Consider the following 25,250-nt stretch of genomic DNA (forward strand, 5'->3'; position numbering starts at 1 on the left):
CGGGGGATTAGCTCAGCTGGCTAGAGCGCTTGCATGGCATGCAAGAGGTCATCGGTTCGACTCCGATATTCTCCACTGAAGGCAACCAGATTGGTTGCCTTTTTTCTTTTGTGTCCATCAACAGGTGATTCTTTTTAGTAGCACAGGTTTAACTTTCAAATCCTGATACCTACCTGATACTCAATACAACTTCACAATTTTTCTGAGACTGCTAACGCATTACCCAGAGCGGTTATAAAAATTTATTTTCCTAAAAACATAGCTCCATTTAAATATAAGAGGGGTTTAATATGTTTTGCAGGGTTTTGCAATATCTTAGTACAACCATAATTAATTTGTTGCGTTTCTCCCCTTATTCTTAACAACTTCATGCATAAACACTTAAGATCGGTTGCTTATGAAAACACCTCTACTCATTATTCTTTTATCCTTAGTTACACTTTTAAGCGGTGTAGCACAAAACGCACCTAAGCGGGAATTCCGTGGTGCCTGGATAGCTTCTTATTTTGGCATAGACTGGCCAAACAAAAATCAAACCCCAGCTCAACAGCGTGCAGCCTTTATTGCTATTGTGGATCATCATAAGGCAACTGGTAAAAACGCATTGTTTATCCAGGTTCGTAACCAGTGCGACGCCTTGTACCCCAGTGAAACTGAACCCTGGTCTGCCGACCTGACAGGCTTACAAGGGAGAGCGCCAAGCCCCAGTTGGGACCCAATGCAGTTCATGATTGAAGAATGTCACAAAAGAGGTATAGAGTTTCATGCCTGGATAAACCCTTACCGTGCTATAGCCAATTATGCCAACATCGGCACGTTTGACCCAAGCCACGTGGCAAAACGCCATCCGGAATGGCTATTGGCAGCCGGAGCACAACGCATTTTAAATCCTGCGCTGCCGGAGGTAAGAGATTATGTAAACAGCGTGATAGAAGACATTGTACAACGCTATGATGTTGACGGTATACATTTTGATGATTACTTCTATCCTAACGCTGCCTTTAACGACGATGTGAACTATCTGGCAGATCCGAGAGGCTTTACTGACCGGGGAGACTGGAGAAGAGATAACGTAAATTTGCTGATTCAGCAGGTAAGTGAAAGTATAAAAGACATAAAGCCCTGGGTGAAGTTTGGTATTTCTCCATCAGGTATTTACCGCAACAGCACTAACCCGGAGATAGGCTCTGCTACAAGCGGCTTACAGCACTATACAACCCTTTATGCAGATTCCCGCAAATGGCTACAGGAAGGCTGGATCGACTACCTTGCTCCTCAGGTTTACTGGTATATGGGACAGCCAGGCGCAAATTATAGCGTTTTAATACCATGGTGGAACAACAACTCCTATGGCCGACACATCTATATAGGTATGGCTGGCTATAAAGTAAACGATCCGGCACAAGGGGCACACTGGGCAAACCCGTCCCAGATACCTAACCAAATGCGCCTGAACAGAGAGCACAGCAATGTATATGGACAGGCAATTTATAATACCAGCAGCCTTCGCAGCACAACAAAACTTGGTTTTAGAGATTCGTTGCGTTACGATTTTTATAGCAAACCTGCCTTACTTCCAAACATGCCGTGGCGCGACAACACGGCACCAGCCGCCCCCGCTCAGCTGATCGCGGAACGGTATGCCAACGACTCGGTAATGCTGAAGTGGACAAAACCAGCTGACACCAGCGATGAGATGAATAAGGTGAAAAGGTTTGTGATATACCGTTCACTAACGCCTGAGATCGATCTTGAAAACACAGATAATATCTTAGCAATTACTGACACTGACACCGACATATTTGTAGATAAGGCTTTGGCATCCAGCTCTACATATTACTATACAGTAACTGCCCTGGATCGCTTTCATAATGAGAGTTCACCGTCTAATGTAACCGATTACCTGGCACCTGTAATTGCCAGCATCAGCAACCAGGAGCTTTCACTAGCACTTTCCTGCTCAGCCAGTTTACCAGACTATAGTAGCCTTGTAACTGTAAGCGATGACGTTTCTTCTACGGATGAGATCATACTTACACAGCAACCGGCTGCCGGCACAGTGATAAATGGCGCAGGAGAGATGCAGATCACAATTACGGCAACAGATGCTTCAGGCAAATCCTCTAGCAGCAGCTTTATACTTACAAAGAAAGACACAACACCTCCGGTTATACTTACACAGAACATTACCCGCACCCTTAGCAATGGCTCTGTAAGTATTACAGCAGCAGATATTGATAACGGTACCTGGGATAGCTGCGAATTAGATGTAAGCAGCCTAAGTATATCCCGAAGCACTTTCGACTGTAGCAACATCGGAGAGAACCTGGTTACATTCACAGCCAGAGATCTTAGTGGCAACGTAGCATCAGCTACTGCTGTAGTAACTATTACAGGCACTGTACCACAAGCTACTATTAGCCTAAGCAAATCTGATAACACCTACACAGGTTTACCAGACAATACAATTGCTTTAGGTTACGGAGCACAGAAGCTAACGCTTGCAGCAGCTAACGCAACATCTGATGAAGGTAGCACAACTTATAAATGGAGCCCTGTAACTGGGCTGAGCATTACAACAGGGGCAGCGGTTGAGTTCTCTCCTACAGCCGCCGGAGACTATACTTTTACTGTTACCGCTACTAATCAATATGGCTGTACATCAACAGCTTCGATTTCTGTACATGTTATTGATGTGCGCAGCGGCCATAACAATAAGGTATTAGTATGCGTGAATGGCCAGAATAGTAATTCAGTTGCACCTAGCGCAGTTGCAGCACTGCTAACAAAGGCAGGCGCATCATTGGGTAATTGCGACTCTACTGCTCCAGTAGTTTCATCTCAGCAGGTGAACCAACCAGTTGTGTTAAAAGCCTACCCTAACCCATTCACGACTCAGACTACTGTTGAGTTTAGCCTGAGCAATGCAGAAACACAAGCAGTACTGGCAATTTACGACCTGCACGGCAATCTAGTACAGCATCTATTTGAAGGGAGCACAGAGGCAGACAGAACATATAACTTTAAGGTTAAGACAGGATCTATGAAAGGTAGTTTATACATTGTCCGCCTGATCACTAGCAACAAAGTACACACATTCAGACTGCTGAAGGATAATTAAAACAAAGAGAACAGTTACTAAGAAGCCCCTGCTGACTCCTCAGCAGGGGCTTCTTAATTTTCCAAAGTATAAATATTCCAAATAGGAATCTACTTTAGATTATACTTTACAAAGCAAGAAGAAACAGTAACACCTATCAGAAAAGCAGAGATAGAGGTTATAATCATATTCCAATAAGCTTCAGCCTCTAAACTAAAAATTCCTCTTAGCACTACAATAAAAAGGGCAATAACTAAAACTGAGGGCCAGTACAGGCTCCAATAGTTAGCAAATTTTAGATTTGCCTTTTTAGGCTTTACTGGTAAAAAAAGTATAAAGCCTAAGATAAAAATTGCTCCTAACACCGAGCCCAGTATATCCAACAGGTGGTATAAGGCAAATTTAGAATCCCAGATAGTTACTCGTTTCGATAGAAAGCCTAACAACTGCACACCTAGCCCCTCTCTGTGTGTAATACTATCCCAACCAATGTGAGAGACTGCCCCGAACAAAATGCTTAAAACTATAACAAGATATTTTTTTCTGAAGTAGCTGCGCCAATCAAAAGCCACATAACGCACAAAACGTTTTTTTAGAGGCTTAGGCAGGTTATATATAAGCGGATTGCGCACCACATCGTGAAACAGGAAAGCTAGTAAAATACCCAGAGGAAGGTTAAACCAAAAAATTCCCTCCCAAGTATGGCTAATAGTATTACCGGGAGCCATTTTCAGGAACTTCTCAAAGTCGGGCATTAAGCTACCAACAATCAAACCTGTAACAGACACCCATTTTCTGGGAAGTAGGCAAAGCGGTAGAACAACTGCAGGATGTGAGAAAGTAAAAGGCATGTTTAAGGAAAAAGTATAGATTTAAGCTATCAGCATTTGACTTAGAAAGCCGCTAAACCAATGGAAGTATAACCGCTAAGAGCCAATGCTAAGCCTGCTCCTGTAATAGAAGGAGGCAACTTTACAAGCTGCCTCCTTCTAAACTTCTTACCGCTATTGTTTTATATAAATAGATCCTCTACCGATAGGTAACGCTCGCCAGTGTCGTAGCAGAATGTCAGAATTCTTGTTCCGTCAGGTAAGTCCTCCTCTATTTTCTGAGATACCGCACTTAGCGATGCTCCTGATGACACACCAATAAATAAGCCTTCTTCGCGGGCAGCACGACGTGAAAAATCGAAGGCAGCGTCGCGCTCTACTTTTATTACACCGTCTAGCAGCGTGGTATCCATGATACTTGGAATAAAGCCAGCACCAATGCCCTGCAGCGGGTGCGGTCCTGGCTGTCCGCCACTTAGCACAGGAGATGCGGCAGGCTCAACGGCAAACACTTTTAAGTTAGGGAATCGCCCTTTCAGCACTTTAGCTACACCTGTTATGTGCCCACCTGTGCCTACACCGGTGATAAGATAATCAAACCCCTCCGGAAAATCTTCCAGTATCTCTCTGGCTGTAGTATCAATATGTATCTGCACATTAGCTTCGTTATCAAACTGCATGGGCATCCAGGCATTACTATTCTCCTGCACTAATTCACGTGCTCTCTCGATGGCTCCTTTCATACCTTTCTCGCGCGGGGTAAGCTCCAGTTTGGCGCCATAAGCAGCCATAAGCCTGCGCCGCTCCACCGACATAGACTCCGGCATTACCAAAATCAGGTCGTAACCTTTAACAGCAGCCACCATAGCCAGGCCCACACCTGTATTTCCCGATGTCGGCTCCACTATTATACTATCCTCTTTCAGTAATCCTTTTTGCTCGGCATCTTCTATCATAGCCAGCGCAATACGGTCTTTTATACTTCCACCGGGGTTACTGCGCTCCAGCTTCATCCATACTTCTGCCTTGTCGTTAAATAGTTTGTTGATACGCACATGCGGTGTGTTACCTATAGTGCCTAGTATAGTAGTTGCTTTCATAGTATACTTTGTTAGATTGAAAAGTTTATGAGATAAGCCGGATCAGGCGTTTGCCGCACCTGTATCTGAGGGCGATGGTAAACCCTGGAGAAAGGCGGCACGCTTTCGGTAAGCCAGACATTACCACCGATAACACTATTTTTGCCAACTACTGTTTTACCTCCTAGTATAGTTGCCCCGGCATAAATAACCACGTTATCCTCTATAGTGGGGTGCCGCTTCACATTAGCCATTGCCTTATCTACGCTGGCTGCGCCCAACGTTACGCCCTGGTATACTTTAACATGGTTACCGATATCAGTGGTTTCTCCAATTACCACACCTGTACCATGGTCTATGCAGAAAGCAACTCCGATAGTTGCCCCGGGGTGTATATCGATTCCAGTTTTAGCATGGGCATGCTCTGAGTAAATGCGCGGCAGCAGCGGCACCTGCATCTTATAAAGCAAATGCGCTATTCTATACACAGCCACAGCATAAAACCCAGGATATGTACGTATTACTTCGTCGGTGTTTACAGCAGCTGGATCGCCTGCTTCTATTGCCTGCGCATCGTCCAGTAGCTGATAGTAAATAGATGGCAGTTCATTAAAAAAGGCATTCACAATACCTGCCGGCGAATCAGGAAGCCTTTCTTCCAGCTTAACCAGTATAAGCACCAGGTCCGACTCCAGCACACGTAAATGATGCTCTACTTCTTTGCCTGAGGCTATATTTTGTTCAGCTAGGGGCGGGAAGAGCAGTTGCAGCAGGCCATCCAGGAAAGCACAGCTAACTGAACGCGGCACCACATGTGCGGAGCTAAGATGACTGTTGGCCAGATGTTCTATAAACCTTCTTTTATCCGAGAGCATAAAATTACCAGGGTAAACTGCAGTAATGTTTATACTACAATTAATGGGAGAGGTTGTTTTAGTAAGAGCCTATAAACTGATTTGTTTCACTCCTATAGCATAAATGAAGACGCCTGCAGTTTACATGCTGCAGGCGTCTTTTATAATTTTATGGTAGGCTCTGATTATTTACAATGAGGCACTCCCATTTTGCCGTTGTTGTAGGCATCCAGTATTCCTGCCCATTCTGTTAATTTGTTTCTGTCAGGGGTTGTACCACCGTTAAAGTATGAAGTCGCATTATCATATACAGTTTGCACGTTAGCAGGCATTGTAGCACCTGCTGCGAGGTTAAGCTTAGCTGCAATATACTGATGAGCTAAGATAATGTATGCACTTCCTTTAGGTGGCGTCTTTAAAATCTGCAAGTAAGTTTTTCCGCTTGAGAAGAAAGTAGCATTTGCCAGATTTCCCCAGGCTGGATCTGCTTTCTTACCGGTAACATGATTTTTCCAGTAACCCTGTGTTCTTGTACAGCCTCTAAGCTCACCTGTTGGTTTATCTACACAGAACACAATGTTGTCTATTGCGCCAGATCCCACCGAAGTACCAACACCATCCAGCACCACAATTAGCTTTTTAGCATTGGCAACATTTAACTGTACCGTCTGCACACTTCCTTCCTGCTCATAGGGGGTAAGCGGAAAGTTATACTCTTGGTTATTAGTATCAATCACACGCACATAAGACTCATTTTCCAGTACCTTGTTCTTATCAACATCCACAACATCTATAGATTTCAGCATAACGGGATGCGCAATACCAGAAAAATCCATCTCCAGTGTTGCACCCCAAGCATTATCACTAGCATCGGAAAACTTGTGGCCTAGCGGATCAAGGCCATTCGGGTTAGCTGCTACCTCTTCCGGTGTATATTGGTTTGCAATCAACATTTTACCTAAATAATCAGGACTACCCAGGTCATGGCCATCATCTCCGGTATGTACTCGTGCATCGTATACACGTGCTACATTAACACTGGTATAGTCGTCACTTACAACGCCTTCTGCTCTCTTTTGGGCAAGTATACCTACTGTACCATAGCTACCAGTTACTTGACTGATCGGAAAATCATTAGCTGAGAAGTTCTCAAAATCGATTGTGTGGCAATTTTCACTTAAACTATTTTGGCTGCTCAAAGCACTTAAATTCATGGCATCGTCTTCTTTTTCACAACCAAAAAACACTAGGGCACTTAAGCACAGGGTTCCAATTTTAGTTAATTGTTTCTTCATAATTAATCATTTTCATAGTTTAACAAAAGGTTTAAAAATATCACTTAACCCGGCGCAGCACTTCCATGCCACTAAAATTAGCGCACCGGCGAAATCAAAATCTGTGTTAAAGGGTGTATTAATCAATGGCCATTTCTGGCTTTGCAAAGGAGGAAGCGGGTAACTATAGGGCATAAAAAAAACCGGATAAGCCAAGACTATCAGGTTTTGGATTTGTGTATACTGTGTTACAGAAAAAAAGTATACAAATTTAAAGCTTAAATGCTGCCGCCTGTTTAACAGGCGGCAGCATTTAAGCTTTTTTTAGTCTCTGCAGAACTCGATTACATCTATGGCGCCAGAGCCATTGCTTGTACCTTCGCCACCAAACGTAACACGAATCTTAGCCACTCCTGGTGTTTCTTCTGTGTTCAATCTTGTAGCGCCGTAGGCACCTGTTACAGGTAAATTAAAAGTTTTAATAATCTTACCGTTCTTATCAATCAGATCAAGTTTAGAATCAGCTTCGTTCTGCTCTATATCAAGCACATGTATACCATTTAAGGTAATAGTACCCATTTCAGAAAAATCCATTTCGAGGCGGCTGCCTTTATTATAAATAGCCGTTGAGTTACCTTGCTGTCTACCAACTGTCAACACATTGCCCATCGGCCTGATGGCATTATTGTTTGGTGTTCTGTAGTTTTTGTTACGGTTATCAGGCTGGCTGGTATTGTAAAGCACTGCAGCATTGTTGTTCAGGTAAACACCTCTTTCTGTATCGATGTTGTTTCCTCTGGCTGATCTAAGCTGCGCCGAGATGCGCACTGGCGTACCTTCGCTGTAAACTGTTGTTACGGCGCCTCCACCTGTTACAATATCATTATATCCGTCAAATTCAATTATTTCGCAAGATGTCGGCGATGTACCAAAGTTCTTGGTATCGTTTGCTGCAAATGGTGTAGCCGAATCGTTGTCTTTTTCACAACCCATCAACACAAAGCCAAACGCAAAAACACATACTGATCTTAAAGTAAACTTTTTCATACTACACTTTATAAGAGATTAAAACATACTACCAGTTCTTTTCCCTCCCGGCAAAATGATACTTTACACCTGCCGCGCTCCCGCACCAGGTTAAAGGAAAATGCCATGCTATATAAGCTAAGGTAATTTAGAAGGGAACTGTAAGAACTGCTTTGGGGGTATTTACGGAAGACTTTGAAAAGGTGTTAGCAAATTCTCAAAATTTTTAGTGAAATTTTTTGCACTAAAAAATTAACCTATAGTATAGCAAAACAACAATTTATAAAAACCAACATATGTAAATAATACAATATTACGAGTTGTATCTAGCTAAGAAGCTTGGTCGCTCCAGTTGGTTTTTGGATAACAGCATGAGGTACAGAAAAGCAACTGCGGCACAGGCTGCTGATGTCCAGAAAGCAAGCGTAAAATTAGCTGCGTTGTTGTCATATAGCCATCCGGAACTTAGAGCTCCCAAGCCTATACCGGCTTCAAGAGCAATATACATGGTAGCCATAGCCCTGCCCCGGTGCGCCACATGGCTAAGATCTATTGTCCAGGCGTAAACTGTAGGTGAGTTCATGCCTGTGGCTACTCCAAATAATACTCCGGCCAGCAGCAGTTCCGTTGCGGTACTACATAAACCTACTACTATCATAGCCAATGTTAACAGGCCTGTACTAATGCGAAGTACGTTTATGCGGCCATACTTATCAGAGGCCCTACCTGCCAGAAAACGAATAGCCAGCGAAGAAACGGTGAAACTGGTGAAGAAAAGCCCCTTGTTTTTTATACCCAGGTAAGCACTAAAGTCGGGGATAATGGTAAGTATAGTGCCAAAGGCGAAAGTTGAGAAGAGCATCACAAAAGATGGCCCCCAAACCCGTGGCTCAAAAATCTCTTTCCGGGAAATGCGCAACAGGCCCATCCTGAAGCGGTGCGGGTTGTCCAGTGTTTCGTGCATACGCACCAGCACTGCCACCGACAGAAAAGCAGCCACCGAAGAGGAATAAAACATGGTATTAACAGAAAACTGATTGGCAATGGCACCACCTAAAGCAGGACCTGCAGCCATGCCCAAACTCCCAGATAAACCAATTAAGCCCATCGCCTCTCCCCGCCGCTCTACAGGCACCACATCAGCAACGTAGGCAGAGGTACCCGTAGGCGTAAATCCAGTTGAAAAACCATGCAGGAAACGCAGCAAAAGAAAGGCTGCTACAGAACCAGTTACCGGGTAAATAAAGCCTGCCAGTACACATACAGCCCCGCCAACCATCATCACCGGAATCCGCCCTATCTTATCGGCAAGCTTCCCGCTAAAAGGCCTTGATAGGCCAGCCGTTAATGTAAATAGAGAAATAATAAGGCCTTTATACTCTTCGCCGCCCAGGCTGGTAAGATAATCCGGGAGCTCCGGAATAATCATGTTGAAACTGGCAAAAAACAGGAAAGAACTCAGGCACAACAACCCGAACTGAAGCCCATAAACCCGCGTGATCTGCTCTGCCATACTTTACCTTTCAGGGTGCAAAGGTGGGAAAGCTTAGGCTTTGATGCCAACAAAAGCTAGATTAAAGTATAAATGAGGAGGCAAGGCACCCGGAGCAGGCAACGCTATACTTATGCTACAGAATTGTGTTTTGCAGTTTGAACACCATTTATAACAATGCCTTTTTCCAAAGCAGCCAAATGTATGCTTCTTGATACGTGCAAGGCCACCTCATCGTGCTGAATATGACCCAAACGCATTTTGATGTTCCTCCCGGATGTAAGATTATAAATTACAGCATGAGCAGATATCTCCAGTGCCTCTACGTCTTTCCAGAAAATAACCTGCTCCCTTGCAAGCAGCGCAAGCCTGTACTTTATACACTCAGGACTCATCGAAAAGTATGCTTCTCGTATGATATGGCGATTAGATCCGATTACAAAGCACGCAAAACCAGCAAGTAAAATCACCAGACCACTTATAGCCCAGCCCACTCGTAAAGAGTCTGATAGCAGTAATTCTCTGATGAGTGCATAAACTCCTCCTGCTGTTAAGAACATGCCTAGTAGCCCTACAAATTTTACACTTTTCTGAAGCTGCTTATGTGGATATAGATTGACGTACATGGTATATAAATTTTACATGTTTGCCAGCCATTACTTTTATTAAGTACCGTTGGCAACTATAGTGTCTTATTGTGCTAAAACTGAAAATGGAATTTAGCTGCCATATAGCGTCGGCAGACATAAATTAAGATAAACAATAATCGCGAATTTTTTATTAATCCGCCTTAACTTTTTGATTTAACTTAGAAGGTAGAATTCCATATGAGCAATTCCTGAAATCTATATTATGTGCTATACTTTATGAAATACACAAAGGTTTAAATATTTATATTTATTTTTGCATTTATCTTATAAATATAAGATCGCCTATAAATTGACTATATTGAGGTGCAAAATAGCTAATTCATGAAAAAGTATATTATAGTTGCCACTATGTTTATGACTACGGCTGCCTGTCAGCAGGTACCGCAGCAAAGCACAGAGGTTTCGGTCAACAAATTCTCAGACACCAATTTACAAAAAATATATACCCTGCAAGATAAGCGTAACACAGCTGAGTTACTACCTTTCTTACACCATAGCAAAGCTACTTACCGAAAAGAGGCTGCCCTAGCCTTTGCATCAGTACAAGATACCCTGGCCATACCTGACCTGTTAGGCCTGCTTACTGATACGACCACGGCTGTACGTAAGGCAGCGGCCTACTCGTTAGGACAAATTGGGCACAGCAAAGCAGAAAGCAGCATAATAAAACACATGCCACAAGAAGGCAAACCCGAAGTACAGGCAGAGCTGCTAGAGGCTTTAGGTAAAATAGCGACTACAGCAGGTGTAGAATTTCTCACAGATTATAACGCTACGAACGAGGTCTCGCAGGCAGGACAAACCTGGGGCTTATACAGAGCAGGACTAAGGCAGCAACACACACCTAAGGGAGTAGAACTGGTTGTTAAATCTTTGGCATCGGTAAGGCCCTACGAGGTAAGGTTAGCTGCAGCTCACTTTCTGGCCCGCACCCCACGGCTAGACCTCACCAACTACCGCCAGGCATTGCTTACAGCTGCCACCTCTGATCAGGCTCCGGAAGTACGCATGGCTGTAACCCAGGCTTTAGGCAAAGTAAGGGCAATGGACAAGGCGCAGTTTCTGTCTAACATAGCGCAAAGCGATCCGGATTACCGGGTAAGGTTAAGTGCAGTTCGTGCTATGTCGGGTTTAGAGTTTAGCCAGATAAAACCGGCCATACTTGCCGCCCTTCAGGATAAAAACATCAACACCGCTGTTGCTGCCTCTGAATTTATACAGGCTAACCCCGCTGGTGTAGAAATTGATACGCTGCTACAACTGCTGCCACAGCTACAGGATGCACGCGTACGAAGCGGTGTGATTTGGGTAACGCTGCGCAACAGCCAGCCCCACAACCGGGCGCTGCTAAACCTCCGCTACAAACAGCAGTACCAGAACCTGCGCAACCCTTACGAGAAGGCATATTTGTTAAAAGCATTGTCCGGCGACGTGGAAAACTACAAGTACATAGCTGAGCAAATGTTCTTGGCAGAGCAGCCTATTCTTGCTACCACAGGCATGGATGCACTTATTAGCATGCGCCAGCAAAGCGATTTCCCAAGAAAATTTGAGACTGAGTTTGCAGATATCTTTAAAAAGGCTGTTGGCACCGGCGATGTAGCATTGGTAGGCATGGCAGCTGCTGCCATACGCGATCCGAAACTTAACCTGCGCAGCCAGTACAAAGAGCATAGCTTTTTAGCGCAGGCACAACAAAAACTACAGCTGCCCCGCGATATGGAGACTAATATAGAGCTGCAGCGCACTATTGATTACCTGAATGGCAAACGCGAAAGTATAACTCCTGAGAACCCCTTCACCCACCCCATTGACTGGACCTTAGTAAAGCGAATACCGGAGGGGCAGCAGGTGCTGCTAAGAACAGATAAGGGCACTATTGTGATGCAATTGTTTTTAGAAGATGCGCCTGGTTCGGTGGCTAACTTTGTAGAGCTTGTAGAGAAGCGGTTTTTTGATGATCTATACTTTCACAGGGTAGTGCCAAACTTTGTGGTACAGGGTGGTGATAAGCGCGGAGATGGTTGGGGTAGTTCTGATTACTCCATCCGCTCAGAGTTCGCACCATTAAATTACCGCGAAGGATATGTAGGTATGGCATCGGCTGGTAAAGATACCGAGAGCAACCAATGGTTTATTACCCACTCCCCTGCCCCACACCTGGATGGCAAGTATACTATTTTTGCCAAAGTAATAGACGGCATGGATGTAGTGCACCAGCTGGAGGTAGGCGATAAGATATTAGAAGTAAGCCTGAAGTAATATACATGAAGTATGGCCAGTTGATTTATAGGTGGTTCAGGTACAAAATACCTGGCCAATAGATATACTTCAGGAAACAGGATGCTTTTACTTGCAGGATATCAGGCTCAAAATGTTAGGTTCTTTTAAAAGCTATAATATCTATGACGGGGAAACTCTGATAGCTAGCGCGTAGTGTTGATGCCTACAATAGGTATAAACTAAAAAGAGGCTGCACTGGGTGCAGCCTCTTTTTGTATAAAGTATACTTTTAGGCTAAAAAGTTTACGAGCAACGCTCTACCAGTTGTTCTTCCGGAGCTACCAGCATACCTAACTCTGGAATTAGCTGTACAAACTCCTGCTGCAGGGCACGGCTACGGTCTTTGGCATACCAGCCGTGCAATTTCTCAGCCATCTCCTTAAAAGGCATGTTGCTTTCTTTCGCCTGCATCACCAGTTTTTGTGCAGCTGCAGGTCGCGGCCCCCAAGTGCCAAGCACTTCTAAGGTTTCTGCATGCAGTGCAATAAGCTTTGGTATAGAGCGGCCACCGTTTGTAAGGTAAGCATCCATTATAGCAGGGTGTTCGTCGCGGAGCAGCAGTTTTACTTCTACAACCGGAGAAGCATCCGCAATTTTAACAATGGCCGGAATATTCTGTGCCGCATCGCCGCACCAGGCCTCGGTAAGTATAACCCACACCATAGGTGTTTGCAGGCTAAGCATTTTCTGCACCAGTTCGTCCTGCAATACTGTGGTTTTCTCTACCCTTCTCATGCGTTGCATGTTCATACGGGTATACTCTACCATGCTATCAGAGTGGTCGGTGCCGGTAGTTTTGTTTTCGGCCAGCAGCTTGTCTATTATTTCACGGTACTGCGTGTAGCTGATGGCGTTGTTTAAAATGTCTCGGGTAATCAATGTATTTGCTTTTGTATCTATCATAATCAGATTTTGGTTTTAGGACTTAGGTGTTTGTGGCAAGTATAGCACCACTTATATATTACAAATACAGCATATAAATAGTTCCTCTGCTCCTGCTTTTGCTGCAGCCTGATGATAAGCCAACTCGTCTTTATAAGTTGTTTTATAACTGAATTACAAACAATTAGCTACTACTCTACTAAACCAGACGAGCATAAATTTTTCCTTAAAGCAGACTCCTGAAAGACAAGCTTCCTTGCATTATCGCATAAAAAATCATAGAGCAGCAAATGCGTTATTGCAGGAACAAGTGCTGCAGCAACATGCTAGCAAGCAAACCTGAAGAAACTGCCTCTCCGGTAGCTGCAGTTTAACAATAACACAGTACTTAGGGCAGTAGGAGGACTTGCGGAAAATATACTTACACTTCAGTATTATCCTAAAGATAGCTCTTAATTTGCACTTTTACAACTTTCGCAATTTCTGAAGCTACATTTTTGAAGCCTGCACTTAAACTTTATAAAGTTATAGTTGCATAATTCATAATTATTTAGACATTTGCCTAAATACTTAACAGTACCGTGAACAAAGTGTTTAAAGCCTTAAATGACCTCATTCGACGAAACACTCTGGATCTGCTGAAGGAGAGATATTTGACTGCTGTGGAGATAATAAGGGCTTTCAAAATTACCAAACCAAGCATTTCGTACCACTTCGACATACTAAGCCAAGCCGACTTGGTTAACTCGCAGAAGCAGTTTGTGATCTATTCGCTAAACACAAGGGCGCTTGATGCAATATTAACTTTGATGAAAGCCCTTATGAGATAGCACGATGAAAAACAGAAACGACCAGACTATACACCTAATCGTTTCCTTGGCCGCAACAATGGTAGCGCCGATAGATCACTCTTTTATAGGGCATCGCAAAGAACGCCATCAGACAACTTATTAAAAGTATAAAACACGAAAACATACCCATCTATGAAGCGATACCTACTTTCCTTCACCCTGCTGCTTGCCATCAGTTGCAGTCTGTTTGCACAGCAAAAAAGCGATGTTACTGGCAGTTGGAACGGTGCCTTGAACGTTGGCGGGGCAAAGCTACGGCTGGTTTTTAACATCAGCGCTACCCCAGACGGTAGCCTTACCGCTACCATGGACAGCCCTGACCAGGGCGCCAAAGGTATACCGGTTACATCGGTAAAGCTGGTGCAGGATAGTTTATACTTGAACATACAGGCCATACAAGGCTCGTACGCAGGTAAGCTAACCGGTCCCGAAAGTATAGACGGTTATTTGAAACAGGCTGGCCAGCGTATGCATATACCGCTTACCAAAGGCGAGGCCGAAACAGCTAAACGTCCACAGCTGCCTTTAAAGCCTTACCCCTACCAGGAAACTGAAGTAACCATAGCCAATAAGGCGGCAGGCATCCAGTTGGTAGGCACTCTTACTTTGCCGAAAGATAACCCAAAGGCCCCTGCAGTTATACTTTTTACCGGCTCCGGCCCCCAAGACCGCGACCAGACCATTATGGGGCACAAGCCGTTCCTGGTGCTAGCCGATTACCTTACCCGCCAAGGCTTTGCCGTGCTTCGTTTAGATGATCGTGGTGTGGGTAAATCGGGAGGTAACTTTACTACTGCCACCACCGAAGATTTTACCTCCGACGCCGAGGCTGCTTATACTTACCTGAAGAACTTTAATGGTGTTAACAATAAAAAGATTGGCTTGATTGGGCACAGCGAAGGAGCCCTAGTAGCTGCCAAGGTAGCTGCCAAACACCCTGATGTAGCTTTTGTTATGTTGATGGCAGGCAACGCCGTACCAGGTACAGAGCTACTCGTAGCCCAAAACGAAGCCTTACTAAAAGCGGCAGGAGTGCCGCAGGAGCAACTACAGAAATACCTGCAACTGCGCAAAGCACAGTTCGAGATAGCCGCCACAGAAGCTGACGTATTTAAAGCCTCTGAAAAAATAAGGCAACTGGAGCAGGAAACAAAGGCAAAGCTAAGCGAACAGGAACAGAAACAACTTGGCCTTACACCCCAAAGCGAGCAGACACTTATCGCCCAACTCAGCTCCCCCTGGATGCGCTACTACCTGGCTTACAACCCTGCCCTAACGCTGCAGAAACTGAAAATGCCTGTGCTGGTTCTGAACGGTACCAAAGACCTGCAGGTGCCTCACCAGCAAAATCTGCCTGCCACCGAAAAAGCCTTGAAAGCCGCTGGCAATAAGAAGTATACCATAAAAGAACTGCCCAACCTGAACCACCTCTTCCAGACGGCTACAACCGGAGGTCCAGCAGAGTATGGCCAACTAGAAGAAACATTTGCCCCTGCTGCTTTAGAGATCATTGGAAGTTGGATGAAGGGAGTAGTGAAGTAGCTTGTTAAGCTATTATGTTTAGCCTCCCGATTTGGAGGTATAAGCTTAAGTTGTTACGTTTATCCCTTTATTGAAATAAATATGTATAACCCATTATCCACAGCTACATCTATCTATTCCGAAACGAAATTATATATGAACTATAAGATTTTTCTGCTGCTTCTCACTTTAGCTTTAGCTCCCTTAGCTGCCCATTCCAACCCCATCAACGAGGCTAAATTTGTTTCCATTGGTGGTATAGAGCAATGGGTAACCATTAGCGGAGATGACAGGTCTAAACCTGTTGTTCTGTTTCTGCATGGTGGGCCGGGCAGCACCATGAGTCAGTATGATGACGCCATTTATGGCTACTGGAAAAAAGATTTCGTCCTGGTGTACTGGGATCAGCGGGGCGCAGGAAGAACTTTTGGCCGGAATGCCCCCAAAGTTATAAGCGAGGATTATTGGATCGAAAACCCGCTAACGGTAGAGCGCATGACAGCTGACGGAATTGAGCTTTCAGAATACCTAATTAAACATTTGGGGAAGCAGAAGATAACCCTTGTAGGAACCTCGTGGGGATCGGTGCTGGGAGCCAATATGGCCTTAAAGCGCCCGGACCTATACTCTGCTTATATAGGCCATTCCCAAGTGGTTAATGGAGAAGCTGGATTTCTACATGCGTACAACACCGTGGCCAAACTAGCTCAGGCTGCCAAAGACCAAGAGTCTTTAGACAAGCTGAAGCTCTTAGGCCCACCTCCTTATGGCGATGCCAGAAAATCAGGCCAGCTTATGCGTATTACCAAAAAGTATGAGCGAGAGAACTCGACACCTGCCCCTGCATCCTGGTGGAAGGTGAAAAGCGAGTACGACAATGAGAAAGATGCCGATGACAGGTATAACGGGGATGACTATTCTTTTCTCTATTTCGCTGGCCATAAGGCCATGGGGATAGAGTCAATGGAAGCCGGGATCAACTTTATGAAGAATGGACTGCGTTATAAGATCCCAGTTTATTTCATTCAGGGAGAAGAAGATATCTTGACTCCTAAAGAGCTTACTAAAGCGTATTTTGACAAGGTAAAAGCCCCGAAGAAAGAGTTTGTACTCGTGCCTGGTGCGGCACACGGGCATAATCAAGCTGTAGTTGATGCGCAGTATAAAGCTATCAGAAAAGCCCTAAAAATTCAGGAATAGTAAAGGCAATAATACTAGCTACAACCACACCATAAAGTAGCTTCACTACCTATTAGCTAAGCCGCCCTACACTCAATCAACATAATAAAATAATCTAATATCATGTCTGAAGAAATGAAACAGTGCCCGAAATGCAACTCTCCTTACGGTTACGCAATGGGTGAAGAAACATACGCTTGCCCGGAGTGTGGAAATGAGTGGAACCCGAACGAAGTTGAAGAAGAGGCAGGGTTGAAAGTATTAGATGCTAACGGAAATGTACTTCAGGATGGAGACTCGGTTGTTGTAATTAAGGATTTGCCGGTAAAGGGTGCTCCGAAACCTGTAAAGGCTGGCACAAAGGTAAAGAACATACGCCTGACGGACGGGGACCACAACATTGATTGCAAGATTGACGGCTTTGGCTCCATGGGGCTTAAATCGGAATTTGTAAGAAAGGCTTAAGCAGTCTGTAAATTTAAAACGCGGGGTACCTGCAGCGTTAGTTCTTAACAGCGCATTTTACATCATGCTGACCAACTGGTTCATGAGCTGTTCAGCAGTAAACTAACCTCATACTATAAAATAAGAACGGGGGCCTAAATAGCCCCCGTTCTTATTTTATACTTTAGCAGAAATTATACAGTAAAATAAGTCTCTAGCTCGCGCAGGGTGTTTTCGTTGGTTTGCATATCCTGCACCACTTGTCCTTTCTCCAAAATAATAATGCGTTCGCACACATCAATCACGTGGCTCAGGTCGTGGCTTGAGATCAGCATGGTTATACCCTTACGCTCACGAAGTTGCTTAAGCAGGTTCTTCAGGCGGATCTGAGAACTTGGATCCAGGTTGGCAAAAGGCTCGTCTAGTATAAGCAATTCCGGGTTAGAGAGTGCAGCGGCAGCAACGCCAATCTTCTTCTGGTTACCCTTGGAGTAGTCGCGGATATATTTGCGCTGGTTCAGTATTTCGCCGTTAAACAGGTCCATAAAAGGCAGCAGGCGCTCTGTGATGTCTCCGTCAGATAAGCCGTGCAGGTCGCCTATAAATTTAAAGTATTCTTCGGTGGTTAGGTAGTCGATCAAAAATCCTTCATCCAAGTATGATCCGGTGTATACTTTCCAGTCATCAGACTGCATCACGTTAGCATCCTTAGAGAAGACCTCTCCTTTGCTTGGCCTGATCAAATCCAGTATCATCCGGAAAAGAGTGGTTTTACCGGCTCCGTTGTTACCCACAAGCCCCACCGACTCACCGGCTGTTATGTTTAGTGCGGGCACATTTACTACTGTAGTGCCATTGTATACTTTCTGTAGATTATTTATCGTTAGCATTGTTCGCGTTTTATACTTGTTAAAGATGATTAAGCTGATTGACGGAAGCCGGCTGCCAGTTTATACTTGTGCTCCACAAACCGGTTTGCAGACATTTGCAGCAACTGCTTCTGAAAAATGATGCCCAGCAAACCCAGTCCGCCAATGGCAGCTACACCGGCATAAGGCACACCTAATAAACCGAAGGGTAAGTAAATAAGTATGGGCAGCACCATGGCCGGCAGTATCATCACAAACTTAGAGGCGCCTACCCCCTGCCAGTTGAAAGTAGCGCTTTTGCTCAGGTCCAGTCTGTCTTTGTTATACACCGAGAAAAAGAAGATCACGAACACATTAACGCCAATATTATACAGCAGCGTAGCCGTGTTTATGAGGATGATCTTGTACCCGAAAAACCCGTAAGGCAGCGTAAGTACGTAGGCCAGCACCATAACAGGCACTACCATCCAATACTTGGCTCTGTAGAACTGGTAAGGCGAAATGCGCTGTGTTAGCAAACCATCAAAGTGGGCACTCTGCCAGCCCGGCAAAAACTGACCGTAGTTAAACATCGGCATACCAGAAAGTATAACTCCGACAAATATCAGAAAGCCAAAGCCTTCCAGGTAAGTATCGTTTCGGTAAAAGATAAGGCCGTAAAAGAGAAAGAAAACCGATAAGGTCACGATAGATTTGGTACGCTTGTGCCGCCAGATCAGCTTTAACTCTAGTTCTATCAGTTTACCGATCTCACCGAAACGATTCAGGAAAGTAATAGTGGAGCCAGTAGCGGCAGCAGCTTTGTGCACCTTAAGCTCTTCCGGGTAAGTATGTCCTCTTAAAAAACTATAATTAAGCATATAGGCACCCGTCAGCAAAAGCACAGGCACTACCAGCAACCAAGGCTGTTGTAACAATGCCCCAAACATAGCTTTAGATACCACCTGCAGTTGCAGCACGCCAATGTAATCGAGCAGCATAAGCAGTGCAATGGCAAAGCCAAAAGCCAACGTATAAAGTGGCTTAGTGCTCATTTGGCGCTTAAAGTATAGCAGCAGGTAATTATTAAGTAACGTTATCACAATAAGTGCAATCAACCATACTACAGCCATACTTTGCCCATGCGCCGGTACTACCGCTGTCACCATAAATGGCACAATCAGCAGGAAGGGCAGCAGGTTAAAAAAACTCGGAATTGATTTTAACAGCAGGTAGTGCACCAGTTTGTTTTTTTTGATGGGCAGGTGCAGGTATGGCTGCACTGCCAGCACCGGCAACTCTTGCAACAAAAACCGGAAGAATAAGTCTATAAGGAAGTAATACAAAAGCCCTCCGTTAAATAAGACTACTGCATCCTGTCCCGGAAACATCTTCAGTAGGATATCATCGAGGTAAAAGCCTAGGAAAAGAAAAATACCACCAAAGTATAAAATAAGAAGCCCCAGGATAATGTTTAGGACAAGGCTTTTCTTAAAAACAGAAGATCGCAGCTCGGATTTCCATTGGTGCGTGAGTAGTGTTAGGATCATAGGCAATTGATAAGCAATAAGTATATACTTTTCTAAATGTACCTAAAAACACGCTAAAGCTCAACCAACACTGCCGCTAATTAGACTAACACAGGATAAATTAATACTTAGCGGTCTGAATTGCCGATAAACCTGTTAGCCTTAAAGTATGGCTATGGCACCGGGTCATACCCACTTTCGCCCCAGGGGTGGCAGCGGCCAATACGCTTTATAGCCATCCAGCCACCTTTAAAAGGGCCATACTTGTTAATAGCCTGCACCGCATAGGTAGAGCAAGTAGGCGTATACCGGCAAGTGGCAGGCTTTAGCGGCGAAATCAGGTGTTGGTATACCCAGATCAGTGCCAGCATTATTTTCTTGAACATCCAGGTCATGGTAAGGTATTTGCTCTAAGCATTAACTAACCTAACATACGTTAGGTGCCACAAATTTTATTAAATTTGCATCAGTTTAACTCATTTAAACAAACATTCATGCTAAAAAGAATCCTTTCACTTGTGCTTTTAGTCTCGCTAAGCGTGCCCTTTGCCGCTAAAGCCGACGAAGGTATGTGGCTGCCGATGCTTATCAAACGTCTGAACTATACAGACATGCAAAAGCAAGGCCTTAAGCTTACTGCCGAAGAAATTTATTCTGTAAACAACTCCAGCCTTAAAGATGCTATCGTGCAGTTCGGTGGCTTCTGTACTGCTGAGTTTATCTCTCCGGAGGGTCTGTTGCTTACTAACCACCACTGCGGTTACGGCCAGATTCAGTCTCACTCTACACCTGAGCACGACTATTTAACAGATGGTTTCTGGGCTACTTCTAAAGACAAAGAGTTGCCTAACGAAGGCCTTTTTGTTGACATCCTGGTGCGTATGGACGACGTGACTGGTAAAGTGCTGGAAGGCATCAACGCTAACACAACAGAACAGGAGCGTGCCCAGTTGGTAGGCCAGCGTATGCAGGCTATCGCTAAAGAGGCAAGCAACAATGGCCAGTACGTATCTTATGTGCGCGACTTCTTTAACGGTAACGAGTTTTACCTGTTCGTGTACGAGCGTTTCAACGACGTGCGTTTGGTAGGCACTCCTCCATCATCAATCGGTAAGTTTGGCGGTGATACTGACAACTGGATGTGGCCACGCCATACTGGTGACTTCTCTATGTTCCGCGTGTACATGAGCCCAGACGGCAAGCCAGCAGCTTATAGTAAAGACAACGTTCCTTACAAGCCAAAGCACCACTTGCCAATTAACATCGGCGACAGAGAAGTTGGTGATTTCTCGATGGTATTTGGTTTCCCGGGCCGCACGAAGCGTTTCATGACATCTCATGGCCTGAAACTGGAAGTAAACCAGCTGAATAAGTCGCGTATTAAACTGCGTAATGACAAACTGAACCTGTGGAAAGAAGAGATGGATAAGAGCGATGCTACCCGTATTAAGTACGCTTCTAAGTATGCCTCTACATCTAACTACTACAAATACTCTATCGGCCAGAACGAAGGTATTAAGCGTATGCGCACCATTGAGGGCAAAATTGTAGACGAGGACAAGTTCCAGAACTGGGCCAATGCCGATGCTACACGCAAAGCTACTTTTGGCAACGTACTGAACGACATTAACGAAGCTTATACTAACATCGAAAAGTATAACTTGGGCAACGTTTACCTGAACGAGGCTGTGCTTGGTACTGAATCACTGCTGATGGCTTACCGCCTTGCTCCGCTTCACAATGCATTAAAGTCTAATAACCAAGCAGCTGCCAACAAAGCTGTAGAAGACCTGAAGCCGCGTGTAGATGCGTTCTTTAAAGATTATTACATGCCAGCTGATAAAAAGGTATTTACAGCTTTAATGAAGTACTACTACAACGATATTGCCAAAGACCAGCAGCCAGAGGCTTTCAAAGCGATGGTGAAAAAGTATAACGGTAACTTCGAGAAACTGGCAGATTACGTGTACAGCAACTCGCTTGTAGTGTCGCAGCAGAAGATGAACGATTTCCTGAGCAACCCAACTGCTAAGAAACTAGAAAATGATCCAGCTTTCCAGATCGTTTCTTCTATCATCGATAACTACAGAAACAATATTGCTCCGAAGCTTGCTGAAAGCAACGCTAAGTTAGACAAAGCTAACCGCCTGTATGTAGCTGGTCTGCGCCAGATGAACCCTGACAAAGTGTTCTACCCGGATGCAAACTCTACACTGCGTTTAAGCTACGGATCGGTGCAGGATTACAGCCCACAGGATGGCGTGCGTTACGACTATTACACTACCCTTGAAGGCGTAATGGCGAAAGAAGACCCTAGCAACGAAGAGTTTGTTGTACCAGCTAAACTTAGCCAGTTGTATCAATCAAAAGACTACGGCCAGTATGCCAACTCTAAAGGCGAAATGGTAGTAAACTTCATCACTAACAACGACATTACAGGTGGTAACTCTGGTTCTCCTGTAATAAATGGTAAAGGTGAATTAATCGGCCTTGCTTTCGACGGTAACTGGGAAGCGATGACTGGTGACCTTGTGTTTGACCCGGACTTCAAGCGTTGCATCAACATGGACGCTGGTTACATCTTGTTCATCATCGACAAGTATGCAGGTGCTCAGAACCTGATAAACGAAATGACGATTGTAAAAACCAACAGCCCAGGCTCTGAGGACACTACTGCAGCCGCTGCTGCACCAGCTACACCTCAGGCTGAACTTCTAGATGCTGCCGTGCAGGAAGCCAACGAGCAACTGCGTGCCGGTAAAACAGAGTTTAAGGTTGATAAGAAGAAAGGTAAAGCAAGAGTTAAGCTTCAAGTAAAAGACTAAGTACAACTTGCTATACTTTTGAAAGGGCGCTGGAGAAATCCAGCGCCTTTTTTTGTTGTTTGCCATACTTCATTTTCATGGCGCCAGCATCCAACTGGTGACGCAGGGAAATCTTCCAAGTTCGAATTTTTACCCCACACTGGCTCACTACCAAAAACACGGAAGGCTCTGCTATTGCTTCAGATAAAGAACCAGTTTTACAACAACTGTTACACATCCCCTTCCCTCCTTCAAAAGTAATAATCCCCACCATTGCTTTAATAGAATTTTATACTTCGTAGCATATGCCACCGCTTAGAAAGATCGCGACCCAATGACAGTTTCGCTTTAACTTGACAGCATTAGGTCTTGACCTGTCCCTAAAAACAGCGACTATACTGTAACGAGAGTGCGTTATTTCTATTCCGGCAAGGCCGCTCCTGCGACTACCATCAAACCCTAAACCCCTGATCATCCGTAAGGTATACTTCAAAAAATGCAACCCAACTAACCGAATGTGAAGAACAGACTTTTACGCTTTTACCTATACTTTATACTTTACCTCTCTCCTGCCCTGGCCTTTGCACAAGCTGATGTACCTGCTGGTGCACGGGCGGCTGCACTCGGCAACGCATCCGTTACTCTACCTGACTTGTGGTCGCTGCACAATAATGTAGCCGGCATTGCAAACCTGCAGCAGGCACATTTTGGTGCTTATGTAGAGAACCGCTTTAGCATGCGCGAGCTTACTACTGTAGCTTTACTGGCTGCAATTCCTACGGCAAAGTATGGCAGTTATGGATTAAGCTTTAGCCGGTTTGGAGATGAGCTTTATAGCCAGCAGCATGCAGGTTTGGGAGTGGCGCACAAGCTGGGGCAGTTTAGTTTGGGTGCAAAACTGGATATATGGCAGATAGCGGCGGAGGGCTACGGCAGCCAGAAAGCCATGGCCTTATCTGTGGGCGGTCAGGCTGAAATAATACCTGATTTATACTTTGGCGCCTATGCCTATAACCTGAACCAGGCAAAGTTGGCTGCTTTTGAAGATGAACGACTTCCCACCATCATGAAAGCCGGTTTATCTTACCGCCCCTACCACAAGCTGCTGCTAGTCGCAGAAACTGAAAAAAACATTGATTACAACGCCACTTTTAAAGCAGGCATAGAGTACCAACTACTTCAGAACAAGTTTATACTTCGCACCGGTTTTCAGTCACTTACCAATAGGGCCACCTTTGGCGCTGGTTTTATTGCACGCCACCTGCTTGTAGATTATGCTTTTGGCTCCACCACACTGCTTGGCACTAGCCATCACCTTTCTGTTTCATACTTATTTAGCAGAAGGCAAGCGAGCTAAGGGTGCATTTTCTGTGATAGTCGCTTAATAAAAGGCTCTATGGTTAAGCCCTGCAGTGTTAGCGATATGAGTACTACAGTGTAGGTGATGGCAACTATAAATTCACGATGCATATCGGTTGTGAGCGAAAGTGCCAGCGCAATAGAAATACCACCCCGCAATCCACCCCACGTCATGATAGGAAGCGTGTTGGGTGCGAAAGTTCGGTTTAGCCGCAAGGTATAGGAAGGAACGGCCAGCGCTATGTACCGTACCACCAGCACAATAACCGTAGATATCAATCCTACAATAATATAGTTACTGTGAAACGGAATAAGCATGAGTTCAAGGCCAATAAGGACGAACAACACAGCATTCAGCACCTCATCCAACATCTCCCAGAATTTGGTAAGATAATCTGCCGTGATTTCACTCATAGCTAGTTGCGTGCCTTGGTTACCTATCAGCAAACCGGCAGCAACCATAGCAAGTGGCCCCGAGAAATGAAAGAGGTGAGCCAGGCTGTATCCGCCTGTTACCACTGCCAGCGATATAAGTACCTCCGTCTGGTAATGATCGATGCGGCGCATAAAGTAAAAGGCGATGTAGCCAATCAGTAGCCCTAAGCCAATGCCACCGCCAACCTCCAGCAGAAAAAGCTCTCCTATAAAAACGCCAGAAATATTTTCTACGCCGCGCTGAGCCACCTGAAATAAGGCAATGAACACCACCACACCTACACCGTCATTAAAAAGCGACTCCCCGGTTATACTTACCTCCAGTTGCTTCGGGATATTCGCCTTCTTTAAAATACCCAGTACAGCAATGGGATCGGTGGGTGAGATAAGAGCCCCGAACAGCAGGCAGTAAATGTACTCGATAGGCTGATTGAGCAACTGTAGCAGGTAGTAAAAAGCGGTGCCGGTTATAAAAGTTGAGATCATCACCCCAATGGTAGCGAATACAAGTATAGGCCATTTGCTCTGCCGCAGCTTTTCGAAATCGGTGTGCAAAGCACCGGCAAAAAGCAGGAAGCTCAGCATAAACTCCAGAAGCACTTCAGAAAAGTCGATCTCGCGAAGCCACCCTTCCACATAAGCCTCAAAACCAGGCGAGACCTCTCCTAAACCTTGTACTAAAAGGGAAATAAGCAAACCCGCAAGCAGTAGTCCTATAGCACCAGGCAACCTGATATACTTCTGGTTGATATAGGCAAAGATGGCAGAGATAACAAGTATAGCCGAGAAGATGTAGAAAAACTCCATGTA

General features: G+C 44.9%; 21 protein-coding genes and 1 tRNA gene. 9 read left to right on the plus strand and 13 right to left on the minus strand.

Annotated features, from left to right (window positions below):
* Position 1: 1 nt before the first annotated feature.
* Both WG943_RS13370 and WG943_RS13375 read left to right on the plus strand, forming a co-directional pair.
* Positions 2-75, plus strand: a tRNA-Ala gene (locus WG943_RS13370).
* 322 nt (positions 76-397) lie between these two features.
* Complete coding sequence (locus WG943_RS13375) at positions 398-3,121, plus strand: family 10 glycosylhydrolase (protein WP_340409707.1); 2,724 nt, start codon at positions 398-400, stop codon at positions 3,119-3,121.
* Positions 3,122-3,210: 89 nt separating this feature from the next.
* Here the strand turns inward: WG943_RS13375 and WG943_RS13380 are convergent, their stop codons facing one another.
* The 7 genes from WG943_RS13380 to WG943_RS13410 all read right to left on the minus strand — a co-directional run bounded on the left by WG943_RS13380 (position 3,211) and on the right by WG943_RS13410 (position 10,281).
* Entirely contained in the window at positions 3,211-3,951 is a 741-nt protein-coding gene (locus WG943_RS13380; protein WP_340409709.1) for a DUF4184 family protein, read from the minus strand.
* A gap of 161 nt (positions 3,952-4,112) precedes the next feature.
* A complete protein-coding gene (gene cysK, locus WG943_RS13385) occupies positions 4,113-5,030 on the minus strand; it encodes a cysteine synthase A (RefSeq protein ID WP_340409710.1) in 918 nt (305 codons plus the stop codon).
* Between the two features lie 11 nt (positions 5,031-5,041).
* Positions 5,042-5,884, minus strand: coding sequence for a serine O-acetyltransferase EpsC (epsC, locus tag WG943_RS13390; protein WP_340409712.1), 843 nt, complete (start codon positions 5,882-5,884; stop codon positions 5,042-5,044).
* 164 nt (positions 5,885-6,048) lie between these two features.
* Positions 6,049-7,158 carry a hypothetical protein gene (locus WG943_RS13395; protein WP_340409714.1) on the minus strand — a complete coding sequence of 370 codons (1,110 nt, stop codon included), beginning with the start codon at positions 7,156-7,158 and terminating at the stop codon, positions 6,049-6,051.
* A gap of 303 nt (positions 7,159-7,461) precedes the next feature.
* Positions 7,462-8,184 carry a hypothetical protein gene (locus WG943_RS13400; protein WP_340409716.1) on the minus strand — a complete coding sequence of 241 codons (723 nt, stop codon included), beginning with the start codon at positions 8,182-8,184 and terminating at the stop codon, positions 7,462-7,464.
* Positions 8,185-8,476: 292 nt separating this feature from the next.
* Positions 8,477-9,676: an MFS transporter gene (locus WG943_RS13405; RefSeq protein WP_340409718.1), complete on the minus strand. Its 1,200-nt coding sequence runs from the start codon at positions 9,674-9,676 to the stop codon at positions 8,477-8,479.
* Positions 9,677-9,786: 110 nt separating this feature from the next.
* The gene (locus WG943_RS13410) at positions 9,787-10,281 is read right to left on the minus strand and encodes a hypothetical protein (RefSeq protein ID WP_340409720.1); all 495 of its coding nucleotides are present in this window, start codon (positions 10,279-10,281) and stop codon (positions 9,787-9,789) included.
* 345 nt (positions 10,282-10,626) lie between these two features.
* On the opposite strand from WG943_RS13410, the gene WG943_RS13415 reads away from it, so the two are divergent.
* Positions 10,627-12,567 (plus strand): peptidylprolyl isomerase, encoded by a 1,941-nt coding sequence (locus WG943_RS13415; protein ID WP_340409721.1) that lies wholly within the window; start codon positions 10,627-10,629, stop codon positions 12,565-12,567.
* 264 nt (positions 12,568-12,831) lie between these two features.
* Here WG943_RS13415 and WG943_RS13420 read toward each other — a convergent pair whose 3' ends face one another.
* Positions 12,832-13,491: a thioredoxin family protein gene (locus WG943_RS13420; RefSeq protein ID WP_340409723.1), complete on the minus strand. Its 660-nt coding sequence runs from the start codon at positions 13,489-13,491 to the stop codon at positions 12,832-12,834.
* Positions 13,492-14,060: 569 nt separating this feature from the next.
* Here WG943_RS13420 and WG943_RS13425 point away from each other — a divergent pair.
* From WG943_RS13425 to WG943_RS13440, 4 genes are all read left to right on the plus strand, one after another.
* Positions 14,061-14,300: an ArsR family transcriptional regulator gene (locus tag WG943_RS13425; RefSeq protein ID WP_340409812.1), complete on the plus strand. Its 240-nt coding sequence runs from the start codon at positions 14,061-14,063 to the stop codon at positions 14,298-14,300.
* 153 nt (positions 14,301-14,453) lie between these two features.
* A complete protein-coding gene (locus WG943_RS13430; RefSeq protein ID WP_340409724.1) occupies positions 14,454-15,863 on the plus strand; it encodes an alpha/beta hydrolase family protein in 1,410 nt (469 codons plus the stop codon).
* Between the two features lie 135 nt (positions 15,864-15,998).
* Positions 15,999-17,042, plus strand: coding sequence for an alpha/beta hydrolase (locus WG943_RS13435; protein ID WP_340409725.1), 1,044 nt, complete (start codon positions 15,999-16,001; stop codon positions 17,040-17,042).
* Between the two features lie 102 nt (positions 17,043-17,144).
* Entirely contained in the window at positions 17,145-17,486 is a 342-nt protein-coding gene (locus WG943_RS13440) for a zinc ribbon domain-containing protein YjdM (protein ID WP_340409726.1), read from the plus strand.
* Between the two features lie 173 nt (positions 17,487-17,659).
* On the opposite strand, the gene WG943_RS13445 is transcribed toward WG943_RS13440, so the two are convergent.
* The 3 genes from WG943_RS13445 to yidD form a co-directional block, all read right to left on the minus strand.
* The gene (locus WG943_RS13445; RefSeq protein WP_340409727.1) at positions 17,660-18,355 is read right to left on the minus strand and encodes an ABC transporter ATP-binding protein; all 696 of its coding nucleotides are present in this window, start codon (positions 18,353-18,355) and stop codon (positions 17,660-17,662) included.
* Positions 18,356-18,384: 29 nt separating this feature from the next.
* Complete coding sequence (locus WG943_RS13450) at positions 18,385-19,863, minus strand: DUF5687 family protein (protein WP_340409729.1); 1,479 nt, start codon at positions 19,861-19,863, stop codon at positions 18,385-18,387.
* A gap of 152 nt (positions 19,864-20,015) precedes the next feature.
* The gene (yidD, locus tag WG943_RS13455; RefSeq protein ID WP_340409731.1) at positions 20,016-20,237 is read right to left on the minus strand and encodes a membrane protein insertion efficiency factor YidD; all 222 of its coding nucleotides are present in this window, start codon (positions 20,235-20,237) and stop codon (positions 20,016-20,018) included.
* A 99-nt stretch (positions 20,238-20,336) separates the two neighbouring features.
* On the opposite strand from yidD, the gene WG943_RS13460 reads away from it, so the two are divergent.
* Entirely contained in the window at positions 20,337-22,667 is a 2,331-nt protein-coding gene (locus tag WG943_RS13460; RefSeq protein ID WP_340409733.1) for a S46 family peptidase, read from the plus strand.
* A gap of 10 nt (positions 22,668-22,677) precedes the next feature.
* On the opposite strand, the gene WG943_RS13465 is transcribed toward WG943_RS13460, so the two are convergent.
* On the minus strand, positions 22,678-22,920 hold the full coding sequence (locus WG943_RS13465; RefSeq protein WP_340409735.1) for a hypothetical protein: 243 nt from the start codon (positions 22,918-22,920) through the stop codon (positions 22,678-22,680).
* A 243-nt stretch (positions 22,921-23,163) separates the two neighbouring features.
* Here WG943_RS13465 and WG943_RS13470 point away from each other — a divergent pair, with 243 nt between their 5' ends.
* Entirely contained in the window at positions 23,164-24,003 is an 840-nt protein-coding gene (locus tag WG943_RS13470; protein WP_340409737.1) for a hypothetical protein, read from the plus strand.
* Here WG943_RS13470 and WG943_RS13475 read toward each other — a convergent pair.
* Positions 24,000-25,247, minus strand: coding sequence for a cation:proton antiporter (locus WG943_RS13475; RefSeq protein WP_340409739.1), 1,248 nt, complete (start codon positions 25,245-25,247; stop codon positions 24,000-24,002). The two genes, WG943_RS13470 and WG943_RS13475, sit on opposite strands and share 4 nt — an antisense overlap.
* Between the last annotated feature and the right edge of the window lie 3 nt (positions 25,248-25,250).

Origin of the sequence: Pontibacter sp. H249 (assembly GCF_037892465.1) — a bacterium.
Lineage (GTDB): Bacteria > Bacteroidota > Bacteroidia > Cytophagales > Hymenobacteraceae > Pontibacter.